Below are 17,164 nucleotides of genomic sequence, written 5' to 3' on the forward strand. Positions count from 1 at the left end.
GTTTCCCATAGGAGAACCCCCCTCTTTCTTTAAGAATCAGAATTTAGAATCTGAGTATAATAAGAAATAATACGATCTCGTAAATCCTGGGGTTGTAGAAGAACAGCAGATTGTCCAAGCATGACGATCCAGTCAAAAAAGCTTTCCCGGTCATATACAAGCATTTCCACATGGCGCTTTTTAATGATACCCTTATGATAGACGAGATCATCTACTTCTGATGTTTCGTCTTTCAGCAAAGGATACTGGTTTAAAACACGGTTGACTTTTTGAAAAAGCCGTCCATCATGATCGTCATAAAAATCAATTTCTACGGTGGTTGGCTTATCTTCATAGGAAGGACCGAAAAGATGCGGCAGAACATGATCCATAAAATCATTTTTTATTTGTTCTTCTTCGGTTGAAATAGGAGAAAGATAGCCAGTATCTATGTTTTCCATTTTCTGAAGATCATAGAGAGATATTTTTTCATCTGCAATGCCTGCCATGTAATATTTTCCGGTATGTGGGAAGAAAATAAGGCATATGTAATGTGTTTCTATGTTCTGTTGGCGTTCTGTATCAGGGCAGTTGGATCTTTTATAGGACTTATAGTGAAACTTGATATCATAACCCATAATAATGTTGCCATAAAGTTTAGGTAACTTGGTAGATACTGCTTCCCTCTCTTCATCTGAAATATAGCCTTCCATAAGCTTTTCATCGTATGTGAAGGAATCTGATTCTTGAACAGAAGAAATTCTGTGGATGATCAGAAAATCGTCCAGAATATCATATTCTTTTCTGGAAAGTGCAATGTGGACGTATTTTTTGGAAAATATAGTAAGGTTACTTAGGCAAAAGGGTAAAGCATCGATTTTTCCGGAGTGAAATAACTTCCGCCGTTCAGCCGTACTTCCGTTTGGGGTGTCGTTGATAGTGTCATATAAATTATAAAGGTCATTTAGTGTGTCAATGTCAGGATAATCGTTTCTGTCAAGAAAATTCTGAAGAAACAGATCTGATGCCAGGAAATCTCTATAGCTGTCATTTATTTTTATATCGTCCGTATCAAGTGGCAGCAATCCACATGGATGCAGAGAAAGCTGGTAAAGATCTTCCCGTAAAATATTAATGGGAATGTGTGTGATCCGTTGCAGACGGAAGATGGAGTAGTATTGCAAAAAATAATTATAATTTTCGTTATCTTTGTTATCTTTGTTATCTTCCGAATCAGATGATCCGAGCTGATTTGACAGTATGCTGATCAATTGAAAAAGTCGGTTAATTTTATTCTCTTGATTCATGATAGTCTCCATATCTTGTTAAAATTCGCCGGGCAGAATCACGTTGTATTTTCTTTAGAGATTCCGGTTCTATAATCTCATATTGATGAAGAAACTTACGCATATAATAATTAAATTCAGATAAGTCCCGTATGGTATCTGAATAGATAATATCATTCTCCTGTTTCTCCAGTGATGCAATATTCTGATCCGGGGCATTATGATTACGGCTTTCCACCAGATGGTTCAGTTCCTGATACGTTTTTTCCTGTTCAGGTGTATTTTCGGTATTTGCCAGACCGGGAAAACGAAGTTTGGTCAAAAAACCATCCTTTGCACCTGGAGAACCGGATATCATTTCATAATAAACCTGCATGTATTGAGGGTTATGATAAAGAGAAGCTGTTTGGAAAGTAAGGTGTTTTTTGGGTGGTTTATTTTCCTTATTTTCCGGTACATATAGCCGGGCAGCCTGGGTTGTATTTGGAATATCCTGGCATATTTCCACAGAAGAAATCCGGTTAACCGGTATTGCTTTGTATTCTATGCTGTTCTTCATATTTGACTTCCATCTTATACCAAACAGATAAAACTGATTCTTCTCATCTGTATAATATAGAGAAACTGTAAAAATAATATCGCTTCGGCTCCGGGACGGATCTTTACCGGAATAGTTCACACGGATAGCATAATTTTTATAGTCAATATTGTGGAATAGTTTTTTGACATGCTGATATTCTCTGGAATCAGCAGGCTGCTTGCCTAAATGAATAGACATGTCTTTATCAGTGTCCCATTCACAGAATTCCTTTGATGGATCGATAAAAAGGTTATTCATATAATCCGCTAATTTACGTAAGCTTGTGTGTGTCATAGTGCTGCTCCTAAATAATTCCAGATAATGCATGATATCCAATAATTCTTCTTCTTTTTTCTCTAAAAGAAGGGGAGCCTTATTTGTTATACGATAAAAGACAGTTTTTTGCCGTGTTTGGGAATCAATATATCTAAGATCTAAAAGCTGTTGTAAGCATGCCTTGAACGTATTATCCTGAGACGCTCTTAACGAGGTCTGTTCAGCGTTCGACAGTAGTTCCCGATATTTTTGATATAGACTGGATTGCGTTATTTTTTTTCCTTCAGCGCTGAGTATTAAAAGAATAAAGGCAGACCGGACACTGCGGTCGTCACTCTGCTCAAATACTGATGTGGCTGCAGTAGATTCCTCCTGCAGGCGGGTCCAGTAAATGCGCTGATTTGAAACAGAAAGCGGATATTTACTCTGTAGGATGATTTTTTTCAGGTCACGAAGTGTTTTGAGCGAAACAGCATATTGACTGCACAGATTCTCTGCATTTTTGCCCGGTATTGCATCAAGTAAGATGTCTTCACCGTGATTCAGAGCAGAGATAACCGTTTTTGTGAAATCTGTGGCGGAAAATGCGCTTATTTTTTTCTGTTTTATATAGCTTTCTATTTCTGAGGCAAGCTCTTTTTGATAATTATCATCAAAAGCTTTTGATAAATAGTAAAAAAGAAATTCCTGCCCTTTTTCTCCCTGTGCAAGCAAAAACTTTGGGAAAATTGTATTCTTTTGCAACGAAAGAAAATCCAATTTCCAAGGATGGGAATCTTTTCTCTTTTCACTGTCCGGTATCTGCTGGCGGATAGGAAGAATATATACTTGATCCAATTCTTGACGGATTTTTTTCCAGATATTTTTAGGGAGAGAATATTCAGACAAAGTAATAGATTTATCGGATAGCAAATCTGACAATATTTTTCGTAAATCTGACATGGAAAGTACAGACTTGACATGGGGATATAAATGAGAAGTCAGTTCTTGGATATAGCCGGTTGTAAAGAAATAATCCTGCAAATAGAGCGAAAAAAGAGAAGCCTCATTTTTTTGCGATTTTTTTCTTTGTGATTTATCCTCCAGAATAGATTCTTTTGTTAAGAACAGATTCATGGCAGCATTATAGTCCAGATGCCAGTACAGACCCACGTCGCAGCCACTTGTAATCAAAGCCGGAGAGTCATTGCCTGAACGGATGGCAGCAGTGTGATTTTGAAAGGTTTTATTGGAAATATAAAATTCCCTTTCCAAATCCCATTCATATACTTTTGCATTATTTTTTGTACGTTCTAAGACTATTTCAATGGTTTTGTTCTGCATTTCGTTTGTCATACACTTTTTCTCCATTACTGTTTATGGTTATAGTAACATGCTCTGAAAGTGAAATCAACAAATGAGTAGATCACAATCGGATAGTGTCTGGATGGAAATTCCTTTTTGAATAATCACCTGATCAGGATGAAGCATATAAATACGGATATTGTCTTCTGATTCATTCATAATAGTATTTATTTTTTGCGACAATTGATTGTATTGTGCAGCAGTAATGTGGAACTCAAAAGCGGATTCCTGTATTCGTTCCCCATATGATTCCAGTAGCTTTGCGAGATTTCTGCGTCTGATGTCATTATGAATATCGTAAATCAGTAAAATATGTTTTGTTTCTTTATTGTTGTGAAAAGTATACCGTAACATAAAATGCCTCCTTATCGGATACGGATAGGATTATAGAGAGAAGTAGATTCTTTTTCGATTGCCTGCGTCATAGCTTCTGCCTGGTGCCAGATTGCGTGACGAAAATCAATGGGAGAAACAATGTCGGGAAGATATTTCGTCTGTACATACATTTTTTGTTCGAGTTTAGTCAGAAATAGCTTAATACCTTCTTTTGTCATACAGGTTGCATTGCCCTGTCTGCAAAAATGGGAAAGTGATATTTCATGCCCTTGTATTAAAGATAAAACACAGGAGTCTATAAGGACCGGACGCCATTCTTCAATCATATCACTGGCAAGGGAGGGATGATTTTTCCTGTCCTTGTGTAGAAAACCGGCGTAGGGGGACAGACTGCGGTTTTCTATCTGCCCATAGAGTTCTTTATTCAGGATAGAGTATCCAAGATTAAGCATACAGTTAAAAGGATCCTGAGCCGGTCTGCGGTTACGGGAAGAAAATGTGAATGCCGGATCAATGAGCATGGCGAGTATTTCGAAGTAGTTTCTGGAAGCAATTCCCTCGTATCCCATCAGTTCTTCAGTAGTAAGGGATTGCTGGACATGTTTTCTGGCATTTTTCATCTGAAAGAATTGTTTCCCGGCTTCGATAGAATGATTTTTCTGGTAACGATTGGCAATGACAAATTGATTGTGTATCTTGGCATCAATTATCTTTTTTGCCATAGCGAGAGAAAAGGCAGGATCGTCAGTTAGTTGAAGCTGTTTGCGCAATCTTTTGATATTTGTCTGACCGGGAGACAGAAGTGTGCCATAGAAGGAGCCACTTTGTGAAAAGTAGCTGATACGTATTCCTTTTTTGAGACAGAACTCCGTGCATTGTGTTGTGATCTGTGTCTTGCCAAAGATACAGATGCTACTGATCGTTTCCTTAGGGATAGCTTCTTCGTGCTGATCAGTATGTTTTAAAACAAAACATCCACCATTGACTCCGAGTGTTGTACCATTTTCAACTACATACAATAAGCTCATACAGAGCCCTCCTCTCATAGACCAATACCGGTTACTTGTTTTCTATATAAAAAGAGTATCATGTATGATTAGTTGTTATTTTTCCTGAAAAAGACAGACTGACTACATTTGTTAAAAGCGTAGACAGTCTGTCTTTTCTATTTTTATGAAATTGGTTCGGAGCTGTATAAAAAAGCAAAAGTCCGATATCTCGGGCTTTTTTCATGAAATATATTTCAATGGTTCCGTCGGATGCTGAAATTCCTGTTAATGCCCGATATCTCGGGCTTTTTTCATGAAATCAGAGATAGTTTGCGCAGAGTCTACCAGAATCCTGGTGTTAATGCCCGATATCTCGGGCTTTTTTCATGAAATTTACAAAATGCCTGTTTATGGACAGAAAATTATCGTTAATGGTTAATGCCCGATATCTCGGGCTTTTTTCATGAAATCCTACAGAAATTTGGGCATTCGGTATTCCTACAAGTTAATGCCCGATATCTCGGGCTTTTTTCATGAAATACGAAGCAGAAGTCGTCGAAGATTCTACCAACAGTTAATGCCCGATATCTCGGGCTTTTTTCATGAAATCAAAGAAAGTAACTATCAACAAAACTTACGTAGGGTTAATGCCCGATATCTCGGGCTTTTTTCATGAAATTGACAACTATTAACTTTAAAAATACCGACAAATGTTAATGCCCGATATCTCGGGCTTTTTTCATGAAATATATGTGGGGAACCGATGAGACCTTTCTAGAAGAATGTTAATGCCCGATATCTCGGGCTTTTTTCATGAAATCTGCTAAATCTTTGCTCTCAAAAAAGAGCAGTGCGTTAATGCCCGATATCTCGGGCTTTTTTCATGAAATTCGTAGAAAAAGATACTATGAATGCTGGCACAGCAAAGTTAATGCCCGATATCTCGGGCTTTTTTCATGAAATTTGTTCGTATGTTCTTTAAAGGTCGCAAAGTTGAGTTAATGCCCGATATCTCGGGCTTTTTTCATGAAATAACAAAAAGAAAATAAACTGGAGTAATGCATCACGTTAATGCCCGATATCTCGGGCTTTTTTCATGAAATTTCCTGCACAGAAATAGTTTGAACAGGATCTACCAGTTAATGCCCGATATCTCGGGCTTTTTTCATGAAATAACAGCAAAGTTATGTGTAAAGAATTCTGTTCAAATACGTTAATGCCCGATATCTCGGGCTTTTTTCATGAAATTGGGACCAAAAATAACGTAACAATCAGTTTCTACCGTTAATGCCCGATATCTCGGGCTTTTTTCATGAAATCCTACCCGCTCAACCCTAGTAAAAAAGAGGGATGAACAGGCGATTTGCGTGTTAAAAATATTTTAGCACGATATAATATATTTTTTCAATAGATAAATACAGAAAATGCAGTAAATATGCGGTTTTTCGGAATGCGTGGCAAAACTAATCCATATTTTCCTTGATCCGGATATCTACCGCTGTGTAATTGTACTCTGATTTTGGCAGATCACCCGTTGCAAGGTAAGAAAACAGAATATCGAGCGGTTTGCTTCCCTGTACGAACGGTTCCTGACAGATCGTGGCAGAGATCACATCCTTTGCGACCATTTCCTTAGTGGTAGCAACCTTGTCAAAAGTAATGATCGTCATGTCCTTTTTCTGTCCGCGCATGGCAAGGGCTGCACGGCAGCCACCGTAAACACCGCCTGCAGCAAAGAAAAGGGCATTGATCTCAGGATGGTCCTTCAGAAGCTGGGTTGTCCGATCATAGCTGATAAAATCATCATCATCATTTGTGATCGTTTCGACAACATCGATATTCGGATATGACTGGATCGCATTTGTAAAGCCGGCAATACGCTCTGTATGACACAGGATCTCTTCGGAACCGGTAATAATACCGATTTTCGTGGATTCGTTCTTTGCCATCAGGCGCATCAGACCTGCGGCTGTAGCACCGGACTGATAATAATTACTGCCGACAAAAGCGATACGCTTACAATTTTTAATATCTGTATTCAGGGCAACTACCGGAATGCCCTGCTCAAACAGCTCGTCGATACGCTTGGCAAGACGTGGATCGTTGGTCGGTGAAATGGCAATGCCATTGATGCCTTCCTTTACAAACTCATCAATCGCCTGAAGCTGTTCCAGTGTATCAACATTGACGCGCTTGATCTGTACGGTACAGTTGTAGCAGGCAAGATCCTCCTCTTTCTGGCGGATTCCCGCGATCACTTCATCAAAGAAAGGATTTCCCTCTCCAAATAAGATCACACCAAGCTTTAAGTTCTTCTTCTGTGCAGCAAGCACAAGTCCTGCACGATTTGGCTTATAGTCAAGTGCATGCACGATTTCCATGATCTTTTGTGCGGTCTGTGGATTGACAGAGCCTCTTTTATTTAAAACACGGTCTACCGTACCGCGCGATACGCCTGCAAGATCGGCGATTTCTTTAATCGTTGCCATAACGATCTCCTTTCACGGGCAAAAACGCCCCTTCTTCTTTCAAAATTATCATACTCCACGTGTAATGTCAATGAAATAAGTGTCTTTATGTGATACGTGCACATGATTTATAAAAAAGTAACAAAAGAGAACGTCTGGAAGTGAAAAAACAGAGGATATCATTGGTAAGAATGACGAATTGAAATAATTTTTCAACTAGATATTGCTTTTTTGAAACGGGCATATTATAGTATAAATGTGCACGGGCACAAGAAAGCACGGCATTTGTGTTTGAGACTCGTGTGACGAAGAAAAAAACGTAAATGACAAATGATCCGGGAAGGGATCACGCAAAAGAAAATAAAACAGGAGGATGGATATGTTATATATCGGGGTAGATTTAGGAACATCCGCAGTAAAGCTGCTGTTAATGGATGGAGAAGGTAAGATCCGGAATATCGTATCGAAAGAATATCCGCTTTATTTCCCACATCCGGGCTGGAGTGAACAGAAGCCTGAGGATTGGTATGAGCAGGTTATGGCAGGCATCAAGGAACTGATCAAAGATGCTGATAAATCGCAGGTTGCAGGCATCAGCTTCGGCGGTCAGATGCACGGACTTGTTATATTGGATAAGGATGACAATGTGATCCGTCCGGCGATCCTTTGGAATGACGGCAGAACCACAGAGGAATGTGATTACTTAAATAATGTGATCGGAAAGGATAAGCTTTCCCAGTACACAGCCAATATTTCCTTCACGGGCTTTACAGCACCGAAGGTTTTATGGGTAAAAAATAAAGAACCTGAGAATTTTGCTAAGATCGAAAAGATCATGCTGCCAAAGGATTACATCGCATACAAGCTTTCAGGCGTACATTGCACAGATGTTTCCGATGCATCAGGTATGCTGCTCTTTGATGTAAAGAACAGATGCTGGTCTAAGGAAATGTGCGAGATCTGTGGCGTGAAAGAAGAACAGCTCGCCAAGATCTATGAATCCTATGAGACAGTCGGAACTGTTTTACCGGAGATCGCAAAAGAGCTCGGTATTCCGGAAAGCTGTAAGGTAGTTGCCGGTGCAGGCGATAATGCAGCCGCAGCAGTCGGTACAGGAACAGTCGGAGACGGCATGTGCAATATTTCACTTGGTACAAGTGGCACGATCTTTATCTCCTCTGAGAAATTTGGTGTAGATAAGAACAATGCGCTGCATGCATTTGCACATGCGGATGGACATTATCATTTGATGGGCTGTATGCTTTCCGCAGCAAGCTGTAATAAATGGTGGATGGATGAGATCATCCGCACAAAGGATTATCCGGCAGAACAGAAGGGTATCACAAAACTTGGTGAAAACCATGTATTCTTCCTTCCATATTTAATGGGAGAGCGTTCTCCGCACAACAATCCGAATGCAAGAGGCACTTTCATCGGTATGACAATGGATACCACGAGAGAAGATATGACACAGGCAGTATTAGAGGGTGTTGCCTTCGCACTGCGTGATTCTCTGGAAGTTGCAAGAAGCCTTGGTATTGATATCAAACGTACAAAGATCTGCGGTGGTGGTGCAAAGAGCCCGCTGTGGAAGAAGATGATCGCCAATATCATGAACTTAAAAGTAGATGTCATCGAAAGTGAAGAAGGACCTGCGCTCGGCGGTGCAATGCTCGCTGCTGTTGCAAACGGTGAATTCGCTTCTGTAGAAGATGCAGCAGCAAAGATCGTAAAGGTTGTCGATACGGTAGAGCCTGATCCGGCACTTGTTGCAAAATATGAAGAGAAGTATCAGCAGTTCAAGGAAATCTATCCTGCCTGCAAACCACTTTTCGATATCATTACAAAATAATGTAGTAAAAGGAGGACAAACCAATGCAGATTTTAGATGTTACAGACGCACGTTTTAAAAAGTATGGACGAATCGTAAAAAATGTTGATTTTACAGGCCTTGTGGAAGCAATGCAGAGCACACCTCTCCCGGATGGCGTAGAGTATGTTGCCTCTGTTCCGGAACTGGAAGCACTTCCTGTAATGCAGGAGCTTCAGAAGGTGACTTACGGTGAGCTTCCTATTCAGATCGGTTACTGCAATGGTCATAACATACTGCTGAATGCAGTAGAATACCACAGAAGTTCAGAGATCAACGTAGCTGCAACAGATGCAGTGCTGATCTTAGGCTCCGAGCAGGATATTACAGATGATTTCCATTATGATACATCCCTGATGGAAGCGTTCAAGATCCCGAAAGGAACAGCAGTTGAGATTTATGGCACAACGCTTCACTATGCACCATGCGATCTCAATAATGAAGGCTTCAAGGTAACGGTTGTTCTGCCAAAGGGCACAAACGAACCGCTTGACGAAGCACACAAAGATGGTGAGGATAAGCTCATCACAGCAAAGAACAAATGGCTGATCGCACATGCAGAAGGCGGTCAGGATCCGGCAGCTTTCATCGGACTGGTCGGAAAGAACTTAAATATCAACGAATAAGCGATACGTGATAAACAGGTCAGACCTGTTGGAATAAAGAAAATAAAATGAACTTTAAGTATGAAAGAAAATGGAGGAAAAAAATATGTACAATGCACCTGATGTAAAAATTGGTATCGTAGCAGTTTCCCGTGACTGCTTCCCGGAATCACTTTCCGTAAACAGAAGAAAAGCCCTGGTAGAGGCTTACACAAAGAAATATGACGCTTCTCAGATCTATGAATGTCCGATCTGTATCGTAGAGAGCGAGATCCATATGGTACAGGCTCTGGAAGACATCAAGAAAGCAGGCTGTAACGCACTTTGCGTATATCTTGGTAACTTCGGACCTGAAATCGCTGAAACATTACTGGCTAAACATTTTGACGGACCTGTTATGTTCTGTGCAGCAGCAGAAGAATCCCAGAATGATCTGGTACAGGGACGTGGCGATGCTTACTGTGGTATGCTGAATGCAAGCTACAACTTAAAGCTTCGTAATGTAAAGGCTTATATTCCGGAATATCCTGTTGGAACTGCAGAAGAATGTGCAGATATGATTCATGAATTCGTTCCGATCGCACGTACAGTTGATGCACTTGCAAACTTAAAGATCATCAGCTTTGGTCCAAGACCACTGAACTTCCTTGCTTGTAATGCACCGATCAAACAGCTCTACAACTTAAATGTTGAGATCGAAGAGAACTCAGAGCTTGACCTTTTCGAAGCATTCAAGAAGCATGAAGGCGATGAAAGAATCCCTGCTAAAGTAAAAGAAATGGAAGAAGAATTAGGAAAGGGTAACAACAAACCTGGCATCCTTCCTAAACTTGCACAGTACGAGCTGACATTACTTGACTGGGTAGAGGAGCACAGAGGCTATCGTAAATATGTAGCGATCGCCGGAAAATGCTGGCCTGCATTCCAGACACAGTTCGGATTCGTTCCTTGCTATGTCAACAGCCGTTTAACAGGTATGGGTATTCCTGTATCTTGCGAAGTTGATATTTATGGTGCACTCAGTGAGTTCATCGGATATACAGTCAGCGAAGATATCGTTACACTGCTTGATATCAACAACTCTGTACCGGCAGATATGTACGAAGAATCCATCAAGGGCAAATTTGATTACACACATAAAGATACATTCATGGGCTTCCATTGTGGTAATACATGCAGCAAGAAACTGGCATTCTGCTCTATGCAGCACCAGATGATCATGGCAAGAAGCCTTCCGGAAGAAGTAACACAGGGAACACTTGAAGGCGATATCGCTCCTGGCGACATCACATTCTTCCGTCTGCAGTCTACAGCAGATGCAAAGCTCCGTGCTTACATTGCAAATGGTGAAGTACTTCCTGTTGCAACAAAATCCTTCGGTGCGATCGGTGTATTCGCAATTCCTGAAATGGGCAGATTCTACCGTCATGTACTGATCGAGAAGAACTTCCCGCATCATGGAGCAGTTGCTTTCGGACATTACGGAAAAGCAATTTATGAAGTATTCAAGTACATCGGTGTAGATGTAGATGAGATCGGATACAACCAGCCTAAGGGTGTCAGATATCCGACAGAAAATCCATTTGCATAAGCAGTTATGCAAAATGCTTTGACCAAAAGCATGGAGAATGATACAATCAGAATGTTTATAGGGGTAGCAACCGGTCATATAGTTGATCGGTTGCTATCATAGGGTAAGGAGAAACGGTAGTCTTTCGCTCCTGGCTCTTATCGGAACAGCTGCTGCGGAGCACTTCTGTCTGTCTACGAATAAACCGCAGACAGGGCAGAAAGGTATCGGTGTTTCGCAAAAGCAGTATATTGCAACCATATAGAATGAAAAAGGAGAAAGCACATGACAAATTTAGAGCTTCAGAAAATGGCAAACGAAGTTCGTAAAGGTATCGTCACAAGTGTTCACAGCGCAAAGGCCGGTCATCCGGGCGGATCTTTATCTGCAGCAGATATGTTCACATACCTTTACTTTGAAGAAATGAATATTGATCCTAAGAATCCAAAAATGGAAGACAGAGACCGTTTTGTTTTATCAAAGGGTCATACAGCACCGGGCTATTATGCAGCACTTGCAAACAGAGGATATTTCCCGGTAGAAGATTTAAAGACACTGCGTCACCTTGGTTCTTACCTGCAGGGACATCCTTGTATGCAGGAAACACCGGGTGTTGACATGAGCTCAGGTTCCCTGGGACAGGGCATTTCCGCAGCAGTTGGTATGGCACTTGCCGGAAAGCTTGATAATAAGGATTACCGTGTATACACATTGCTGGGTGACGGCGAGATCCAGGAAGGTCAGGTATGGGAGGCTGCCATGTTTGCAGGCGCCAGAAAGCTTGACAACCTTGTTGTGATCGTAGATAACAACGGTCTGCAGATCGACGGTAAAGTAGAAGACGTATGTTCCGTATATCCGATCGATAAGAAGTTTGAAGCATTCAATTTCCAGGCGATCAACATTGACGGTCATAATTTTGATGAGATCCGTGCTGCTATGCAGAAAGCAAGAGAAACAAAGGGTATGCCTACAGCGATCATCATGCATACAGTCAAAGGAAAAGGTGTTTCCTTCATGGAAGATCAGGCAGGCTGGCATGGCAAGGCACCAAACGATGAAGAATATGAAATCGCAATGGCAGATCTTAAGAAAATTGATGAGCAATTAGAGAAAGCAGGTGAAGTATAATGGCAGATGTAAAGAAAATTGCAACCAGAGAAAGCTATGGTAACGCACTTGTTGACTGCGCAGAAGACTTCCCGCAGTTAGTTGTTCTTGACGCAGACCTTGCAGGTGCTACCAAAACAGGTATTTTCAAAAAAGCATATCCGGATCGTCACATCGATTGTGGTATTGCAGAATGTAATATGACAGGAATCGCAGCAGGACTTGCTACCTGCGGTAAGATCCCATTTATTTCTTCCTTTGCAATGTTTGCAGCAGGAAGAAACTTTGAGCAGGTTCGTAACTCAATCGGTTATCCGCATCTGAATGTAAAGATCGGTGCAACACACGCCGGTATTACAGTCGGAGAAGACGGCGCAACACATCAGTGTAACGAAGATATCGCTCTGATGCGCACGATTCCGGGCATGACAGTTATTGTTCCTTCTGATGATATCGAAGCAAGAGCAGCAGTTCGTGCAGCACTGGAAATGAACGGTCCTGTTTACCTTCGTTTCGGTCGTGCAGCAGTTCCGGTGATCAACGACAAGCCGGACTACAAGTTTGAGATCGGTAAGGGTGTTGTCTTAAAAGAAGGCAAGGATGTAACGATCATCGCAACCGGTATCTGTGTAGATTCCGCACTGGGCGCAGCAGAAAAGCTGGCAGCAGACGGCATCGATGCAGAAGTTATCAATATCCACACGATCAAGCCACTGGATGAAGAGCTTGTACTTGCTTCGGCAAAGAAGACAGGCAAAGTGGTTACCGTAGAAGAGCACTCCGTGATCGGCGGTCTTGGCAGCGCAGTATGTGACGTACTCAGCGAAAAGGCTCCGACAAAGGTTTGCAAGATCGGTATGTATGACAAATTCGGCGAATCCGGCCCTGCAGCAGCACTTGTTGCAAAATACGGCTTAGATGCGGAAGGCGTTTACAAGAAAGTAAAAGAGTTTGTATAGAAGCAATGAATAATTAAATGGATCAATTAAATCCCGGGGCTGATAGATACACGCAATCACGTTTGCCTACCCTGCGATTTGCTATGAGCATATCTTGCTGCGCTTCGGCCGCAAAAAAGCGTTGCGGTCTCTCAGCTGCAGCAAATGCTCCGCAAATCTCGGTCGGCTACACTATCGATTGCTTAGTATCTGTCAGCCCCGGGATTTTGTATTTATTGTTATTTTATTCATATATCTGAAACACATAACTATGCAGAAATGCCCTCTGATATTTGGGTAAAATCTTCCTATATATAAGACGATCCCCATTACTATAACGTATTGGAATCGGACAGAGAATTATGTAAAAAAGTTTATTAGTAATTGTTAATGCTTTGCGATAATGATATAGTTATTACAAAGCATATTTTCTTTTCGGAAGCTTTCTGCTTTCGTGAACCATATCTTTATGATGCCATGTGTGGCATATCTGTTCATCTTTTAGAAAATCCATGCTTGAAACTAAATAAGAGCAGGGATTTGTGAAAGATAACAAGACAGCTTACAGGGCAGAAAAAGATATATATGAGAGTATCTGGTCTGTAAAGGATAGGCAGTATGTCTGAAAAATGCCATAGCAAAGCAACTTCCTGCAGTATACCAAAGGAGGATATTTATGGCACAGAAAGACAAAAAAAGAAACTATCATAGCAATGGCAACAGGGAATACAAGAGTGACGTGATTTCCATGATGTTGCAAATACCGGAGTATGCGCTGGATGTTTACAATGCAATGAACGACTCGGCTTATACAGATTCTGACATGATTCAGATCATGCGGCTGGAAAATGGAATTTCATTATCTGTACGAAATGATGCTTCATTTTTCATCAGCAATTATCTGAATCTGTATGAACATCAGTCTACATACAGTCCGAATGCGCCTCTGCGTTTTCTGATCTATTTAACGAGTCTGCTTGAGAAAACCATTGGAAAGAGAGATCTTTATGGCAGAAAGCATATGCAGATTGCGACACCACATTTTGCGGTATTTTATAATGGAGCAGAGAAAAGACCGGAGAGAGAAGTATTGAAGCTTTCAGATGCATTTATTAATCAGACGGACACGCCGGAGGTTGAGCTGACGGTTACAGTGTATAATATTAATTTGGATAATAATACGCAGCTTCTTGCAAAAAGTAAGGTTTTGAATGGCTATATGATCTTTGTGAATCGTGTGCGGGAAAATTTGGAACACCGGAGGGAGATTGCACAGAATGCATTGATATTTGATGTGGCTGTGTATGAGGAAGATTTGGAAGTCTCGATTAATGAAGCAATTGATTATTGTATAAAACATCACATCATGGAAAATTTTTTCAGGGAAAACAGAAATGGGGTGACCAAAAGCATGGTACTTGATTATACATGGGAACGGCGTGAGAAGTTGATTCGTGCAGAAGAATATGAGGATGGAAAGCGTGAAGGACTTGAAATTGGCAGGGCCGAGGGCGAAAAAAGAGTAGAGGATACGAAAAAGAGATTACTTCAAAACTTGATGAAATCTCAAAATATCACAGAGACTGAGGCAAAACAAATGCTTGGAATCCAATAAATATATAGCCGGACAGGCAATCAACCAAATCCCGGGGCTGATAGATACTAAGCAATCGATAGTGTAGCCGACCGAGATTTGCGGAGCATTTGCTGCAGCGGAGAGATCGCAACGCTTTTTTGCGACCGAAGCGCAGCAAAATATGCTCATAGCAAATCGCAGGGTAGGCAAACGTGATTGCATGTATCTGTCAGCCCCGGGATTTTGTATTTATTTTTATTTCATTCATATATCTGAAACACATAACTATGCAGAAATGCCCTCTGATATTTGGGTAAAATCTTCCTATATATAAGACAATCCTCATTGTTATGACGCATTCTCTGAATGTAAAATGTAAGTAAAATATGTAAATTCCTGTGGTGTTATTGAGAATTGTATTATAAAATAATTCCGTGGAAACCTATTTATAGCATAAGAGGAGGCTATTATGGACTTTTTCGGAATATTATCAATGGTAGGTGGACTTGCCCTGTTTTTATATGGAATGCACCTGCTTGGAGAGGGATTATCGAGCGTATCCGGCGGTCGTCTGGAAAAAATCCTGGAACGCATGACCAATAATCCGATCAAAGCTGTTGCACTTGGTGCGGGCGTGACTGCACTGATCCAGAGTTCTTCTGCCACAACCGTTATGGTTGTCGGTTTTGTAAACTCCGGTATTATGAAGCTTTCCCAGGCAGTTGGTATCATCATGGGTGCCAATATCGGTACAACCGTAACTTCCTGGATCTTAAGTCTGAGTGGTATCGAAAGCACCAATTTCTTTGTTCGCTTATTAAAACCAACCTCATTTTCGCCGGTTCTGGCACTGGTTGGTGTCTGTATGCTGCTTTTTTCCAAGAAAGAGAAAAAACACAATATCGGAACGATCCTGATCGGCTTTGCAGTGTTGATGTATGGTATGGATGCCATGTCAGAAGCAGTGAAACCGCTTGCAAATGTACCGGCATTTACCGGAATGCTGACAAAATTCTCCAATCCGGTTCTTGGTATGCTGGCAGGAACAATTCTGACGGCCGTAATCCAGAGTTCTTCTGCATCTGTCGGTATTTTACAGGCACTTTGTAAAACCGGTGCAGTCAGCTATGCCACAGCCATTCCGATCATCATGGGACAGAATATCGGAACCTGTATCACAGCACTGCTTTCTGCAATCGGTGCAAAGAAAAACGCAAAACGTGCAGCTGTTGTACATTTGTATTTTAACCTGATCGGAACCGTTCTTTTCATGGTGGTCTTTTATTCGATTAATGAATTTGTGCATTTTGCATTTCTTGCAGACAGTGCCAATGCAGCAGGGATTGCAGTAATCCACAGTGCATTTAATATTGCTGCGACGATCGTACTGCTTCCATTTGCAAAACTATTGGAAAAGCTTGCGATCCTTACTATTCCGGAAGATGCGGAACAGCAGCCGGAGGAAGATCGTGTGCTCGTGCTTGACAGCCGTTTCTTAGAGACGCCGGCTGTTGCCATGGAGCAGTGTCGTACTGCAACGATTGAAATGTCGGATCTTTCCAAAAAAGCATTATATGACGCCATGTCACTGCTTGCGCATTATGATGAGGAGAAAGCACAGAGGGTGCTTGATCTGGAGGATAAGGTAGACAAATATGAGGATGAACTGGGAAGTTATCTGGTCAAGCTGTCATCCAAAAATCTGACGGAAAAGGACTCCCATTCCCTTTCTATCCTGCTCCACAGCATTGGCGATTTTGAGCGGATCAGTGATCATGCCATCAATATTAAAGAATCAGCTGAAGAAATGACCAAAAAAGATCAGCATTTCTCCAATAAGGCACTGGTTGAGCTGGAAATTTTTACAAATGCATTAAAGGAAGTGGTAGATCTTACTTTTGATGTGTTTAAGACAGAAGATCTGACAAGAGCCGCACAGGTAGAACCATTGGAGGAAGAGATCGATTATTTACAGGCAGAACTTAAGAGACGCCATATCAAACGTCTGCGCAAAGGAAAGTGTACGATCGAGATGGGATTTATTTTATCGGATGTGCTCACAAGCTATGAACGTGTGGCAGATCATTGTTCCAACATTGCGGCCTGTCTGATGGAAGTCAATGATGATGCATTCGATATTCATGAATACAAGCTTGGTATTGAAAACAAAGAAGATTTTGAAATGAGCTTTAAGAAACTGAAAGAGAAATATATGTTACCGTAAGTGAAAGGAAGGC

At 41.2% G+C, this 17,164-nt stretch carries 12 protein-coding genes and 1 CRISPR repeat array; of the genes, 7 read left to right on the forward strand and 5 right to left on the reverse strand.

All coding sequences use genetic code 11. The annotated features are described in order from the left end of the window. Nucleotides 1-29 precede the first annotated feature (29 nt). The 5 genes from KQI22_RS06975 to KQI22_RS06995 all read right to left on the reverse strand — a co-directional run bounded on the left by KQI22_RS06975 (nt 30) and on the right by KQI22_RS06995 (nt 7,279). Nucleotides 30-1,286 carry a WYL domain-containing protein gene (locus KQI22_RS06975; protein WP_216551377.1) on the reverse strand — a complete coding sequence of 419 codons (1,257 nt, stop codon included), beginning with the start codon at nt 1,284-1,286 and terminating at the stop codon, nt 30-32. Continuing rightward, nucleotides 1,270-3,456, reverse strand: coding sequence for a hypothetical protein (locus tag KQI22_RS06980; RefSeq protein WP_216551378.1), 2,187 nt, complete (start codon nt 3,454-3,456; stop codon nt 1,270-1,272). The genes KQI22_RS06975 and KQI22_RS06980 overlap by 17 nt, the downstream gene beginning before the upstream one ends. 54 nt (nt 3,457-3,510) lie before the next feature. Continuing rightward, on the reverse strand, nt 3,511-3,819 hold the full coding sequence (cas2, locus tag KQI22_RS06985; protein WP_216551379.1) for a CRISPR-associated endonuclease Cas2: 309 nt from the start codon (nt 3,817-3,819) through the stop codon (nt 3,511-3,513). Nucleotides 3,820-3,830: 11 nt separating this feature from the next. Further along, nucleotides 3,831-4,829 (reverse strand): CRISPR-associated endonuclease Cas1, encoded by a 999-nt coding sequence (gene cas1 / locus KQI22_RS06990; RefSeq protein ID WP_216551380.1) that lies wholly within the window; start codon nt 4,827-4,829, stop codon nt 3,831-3,833. 174 nt (nt 4,830-5,003) lie between these two features. After that, nucleotides 5,004-6,109: direct repeats of the CRISPR family, unit length 36 nt; unit sequence GTTAATGCCCGATATCTCGGGCTTTTTTCATGAAAT. A gap of 144 nt (nt 6,110-6,253) precedes the next feature. Continuing rightward, nucleotides 6,254-7,279, reverse strand: a complete 1,026-nt coding sequence (locus tag KQI22_RS06995) for a LacI family DNA-binding transcriptional regulator (RefSeq protein WP_216551381.1) — start codon at nt 7,277-7,279, stop codon at nt 6,254-6,256. Nucleotides 7,280-7,637: 358 nt separating this feature from the next. Between KQI22_RS06995 and xylB the strand changes: the two genes are divergently transcribed. The 7 genes from xylB to KQI22_RS07030 all read left to right on the forward strand — a co-directional run bounded on the left by xylB (nt 7,638) and on the right by KQI22_RS07030 (nt 17,151). After that, nucleotides 7,638-9,110 carry a xylulokinase gene (gene xylB / locus KQI22_RS07000; RefSeq protein ID WP_216551382.1) on the forward strand — a complete coding sequence of 491 codons (1,473 nt, stop codon included), beginning with the start codon at nt 7,638-7,640 and terminating at the stop codon, nt 9,108-9,110. 23 nt (nt 9,111-9,133) lie between these two features. Continuing rightward, the gene (locus KQI22_RS07005) at nt 9,134-9,754 is read left to right on the forward strand and encodes a DUF4867 family protein (RefSeq protein ID WP_216551383.1); all 621 of its coding nucleotides are present in this window, start codon (nt 9,134-9,136) and stop codon (nt 9,752-9,754) included. A gap of 85 nt (nt 9,755-9,839) precedes the next feature. Next, a complete protein-coding gene (locus KQI22_RS07010) occupies nt 9,840-11,324 on the forward strand; it encodes an L-fucose/L-arabinose isomerase family protein (protein WP_216551437.1) in 1,485 nt (494 codons plus the stop codon). 264 nt (nt 11,325-11,588) lie between these two features. Further along, complete coding sequence (locus KQI22_RS07015; protein WP_216551384.1) at nt 11,589-12,434, forward strand: transketolase; 846 nt, start codon at nt 11,589-11,591, stop codon at nt 12,432-12,434. Continuing rightward, entirely contained in the window at nt 12,434-13,372 is a 939-nt protein-coding gene (locus KQI22_RS07020; RefSeq protein WP_216551385.1) for a transketolase family protein, read from the forward strand. Before KQI22_RS07015 ends, KQI22_RS07020 begins: the two co-directional genes overlap by 1 nt. Nucleotides 13,373-14,027: 655 nt before the next feature. Next, nucleotides 14,028-14,966 (forward strand): hypothetical protein, encoded by a 939-nt coding sequence (locus KQI22_RS07025; protein WP_216551386.1) that lies wholly within the window; start codon nt 14,028-14,030, stop codon nt 14,964-14,966. Between the two features lie 430 nt (nt 14,967-15,396). Next, nucleotides 15,397-17,151: a Na/Pi cotransporter family protein gene (locus KQI22_RS07030; RefSeq protein WP_216551387.1), complete on the forward strand. Its 1,755-nt coding sequence runs from the start codon at nt 15,397-15,399 to the stop codon at nt 17,149-17,151. Nucleotides 17,152-17,164 lie beyond the last annotated feature (13 nt).

It is taken from the genome of Kineothrix sp. MSJ-39 (assembly GCF_018917935.1).
In the GTDB taxonomy this organism is placed as follows: domain Bacteria; phylum Bacillota; class Clostridia; order Lachnospirales; family Lachnospiraceae; genus CAG-194.

What these genes read in the sequence shown, in the direction of transcription:
- KQI22_RS06975 (WP_216551377.1), bottom strand. Translation starts at nt 1,286, where the DNA reads ATGAATCAAGAGAATAAAATTAACCGACTTTTTCAATTGATCAGCATA.
- KQI22_RS06980 (WP_216551378.1), bottom strand. Translation starts at nt 3,456, where the DNA reads ATGACAAACGAAATGCAGAACAAAACCATTGAAATAGTCTTAGAACGT.
- cas2 (WP_216551379.1), bottom strand. Translation starts at nt 3,819, where the DNA reads ATGTTACGGTATACTTTTCACAACAATAAAGAAACAAAACATATTTTA.
- cas1 (WP_216551380.1), bottom strand. Translation starts at nt 4,829, where the DNA reads ATGAGCTTATTGTATGTAGTTGAAAATGGTACAACACTCGGAGTCAAT.
- KQI22_RS06995 (WP_216551381.1), bottom strand. Translation starts at nt 7,279, where the DNA reads ATGGCAACGATTAAAGAAATCGCCGATCTTGCAGGCGTATCGCGCGGT.
- xylB (WP_216551382.1), top strand. Translation starts at nt 7,638, where the DNA reads ATGTTATATATCGGGGTAGATTTAGGAACATCCGCAGTAAAGCTGCTG.
- KQI22_RS07005 (WP_216551383.1), top strand. Translation starts at nt 9,134, where the DNA reads ATGCAGATTTTAGATGTTACAGACGCACGTTTTAAAAAGTATGGACGA.
- KQI22_RS07010 (WP_216551437.1), top strand. Translation starts at nt 9,840, where the DNA reads ATGTACAATGCACCTGATGTAAAAATTGGTATCGTAGCAGTTTCCCGT.
- KQI22_RS07015 (WP_216551384.1), top strand. Translation starts at nt 11,589, where the DNA reads ATGACAAATTTAGAGCTTCAGAAAATGGCAAACGAAGTTCGTAAAGGT.
- KQI22_RS07020 (WP_216551385.1), top strand. Translation starts at nt 12,434, where the DNA reads ATGGCAGATGTAAAGAAAATTGCAACCAGAGAAAGCTATGGTAACGCA.
- KQI22_RS07025 (WP_216551386.1), top strand. Translation starts at nt 14,028, where the DNA reads ATGGCACAGAAAGACAAAAAAAGAAACTATCATAGCAATGGCAACAGG.
- KQI22_RS07030 (WP_216551387.1), top strand. Translation starts at nt 15,397, where the DNA reads ATGGACTTTTTCGGAATATTATCAATGGTAGGTGGACTTGCCCTGTTT.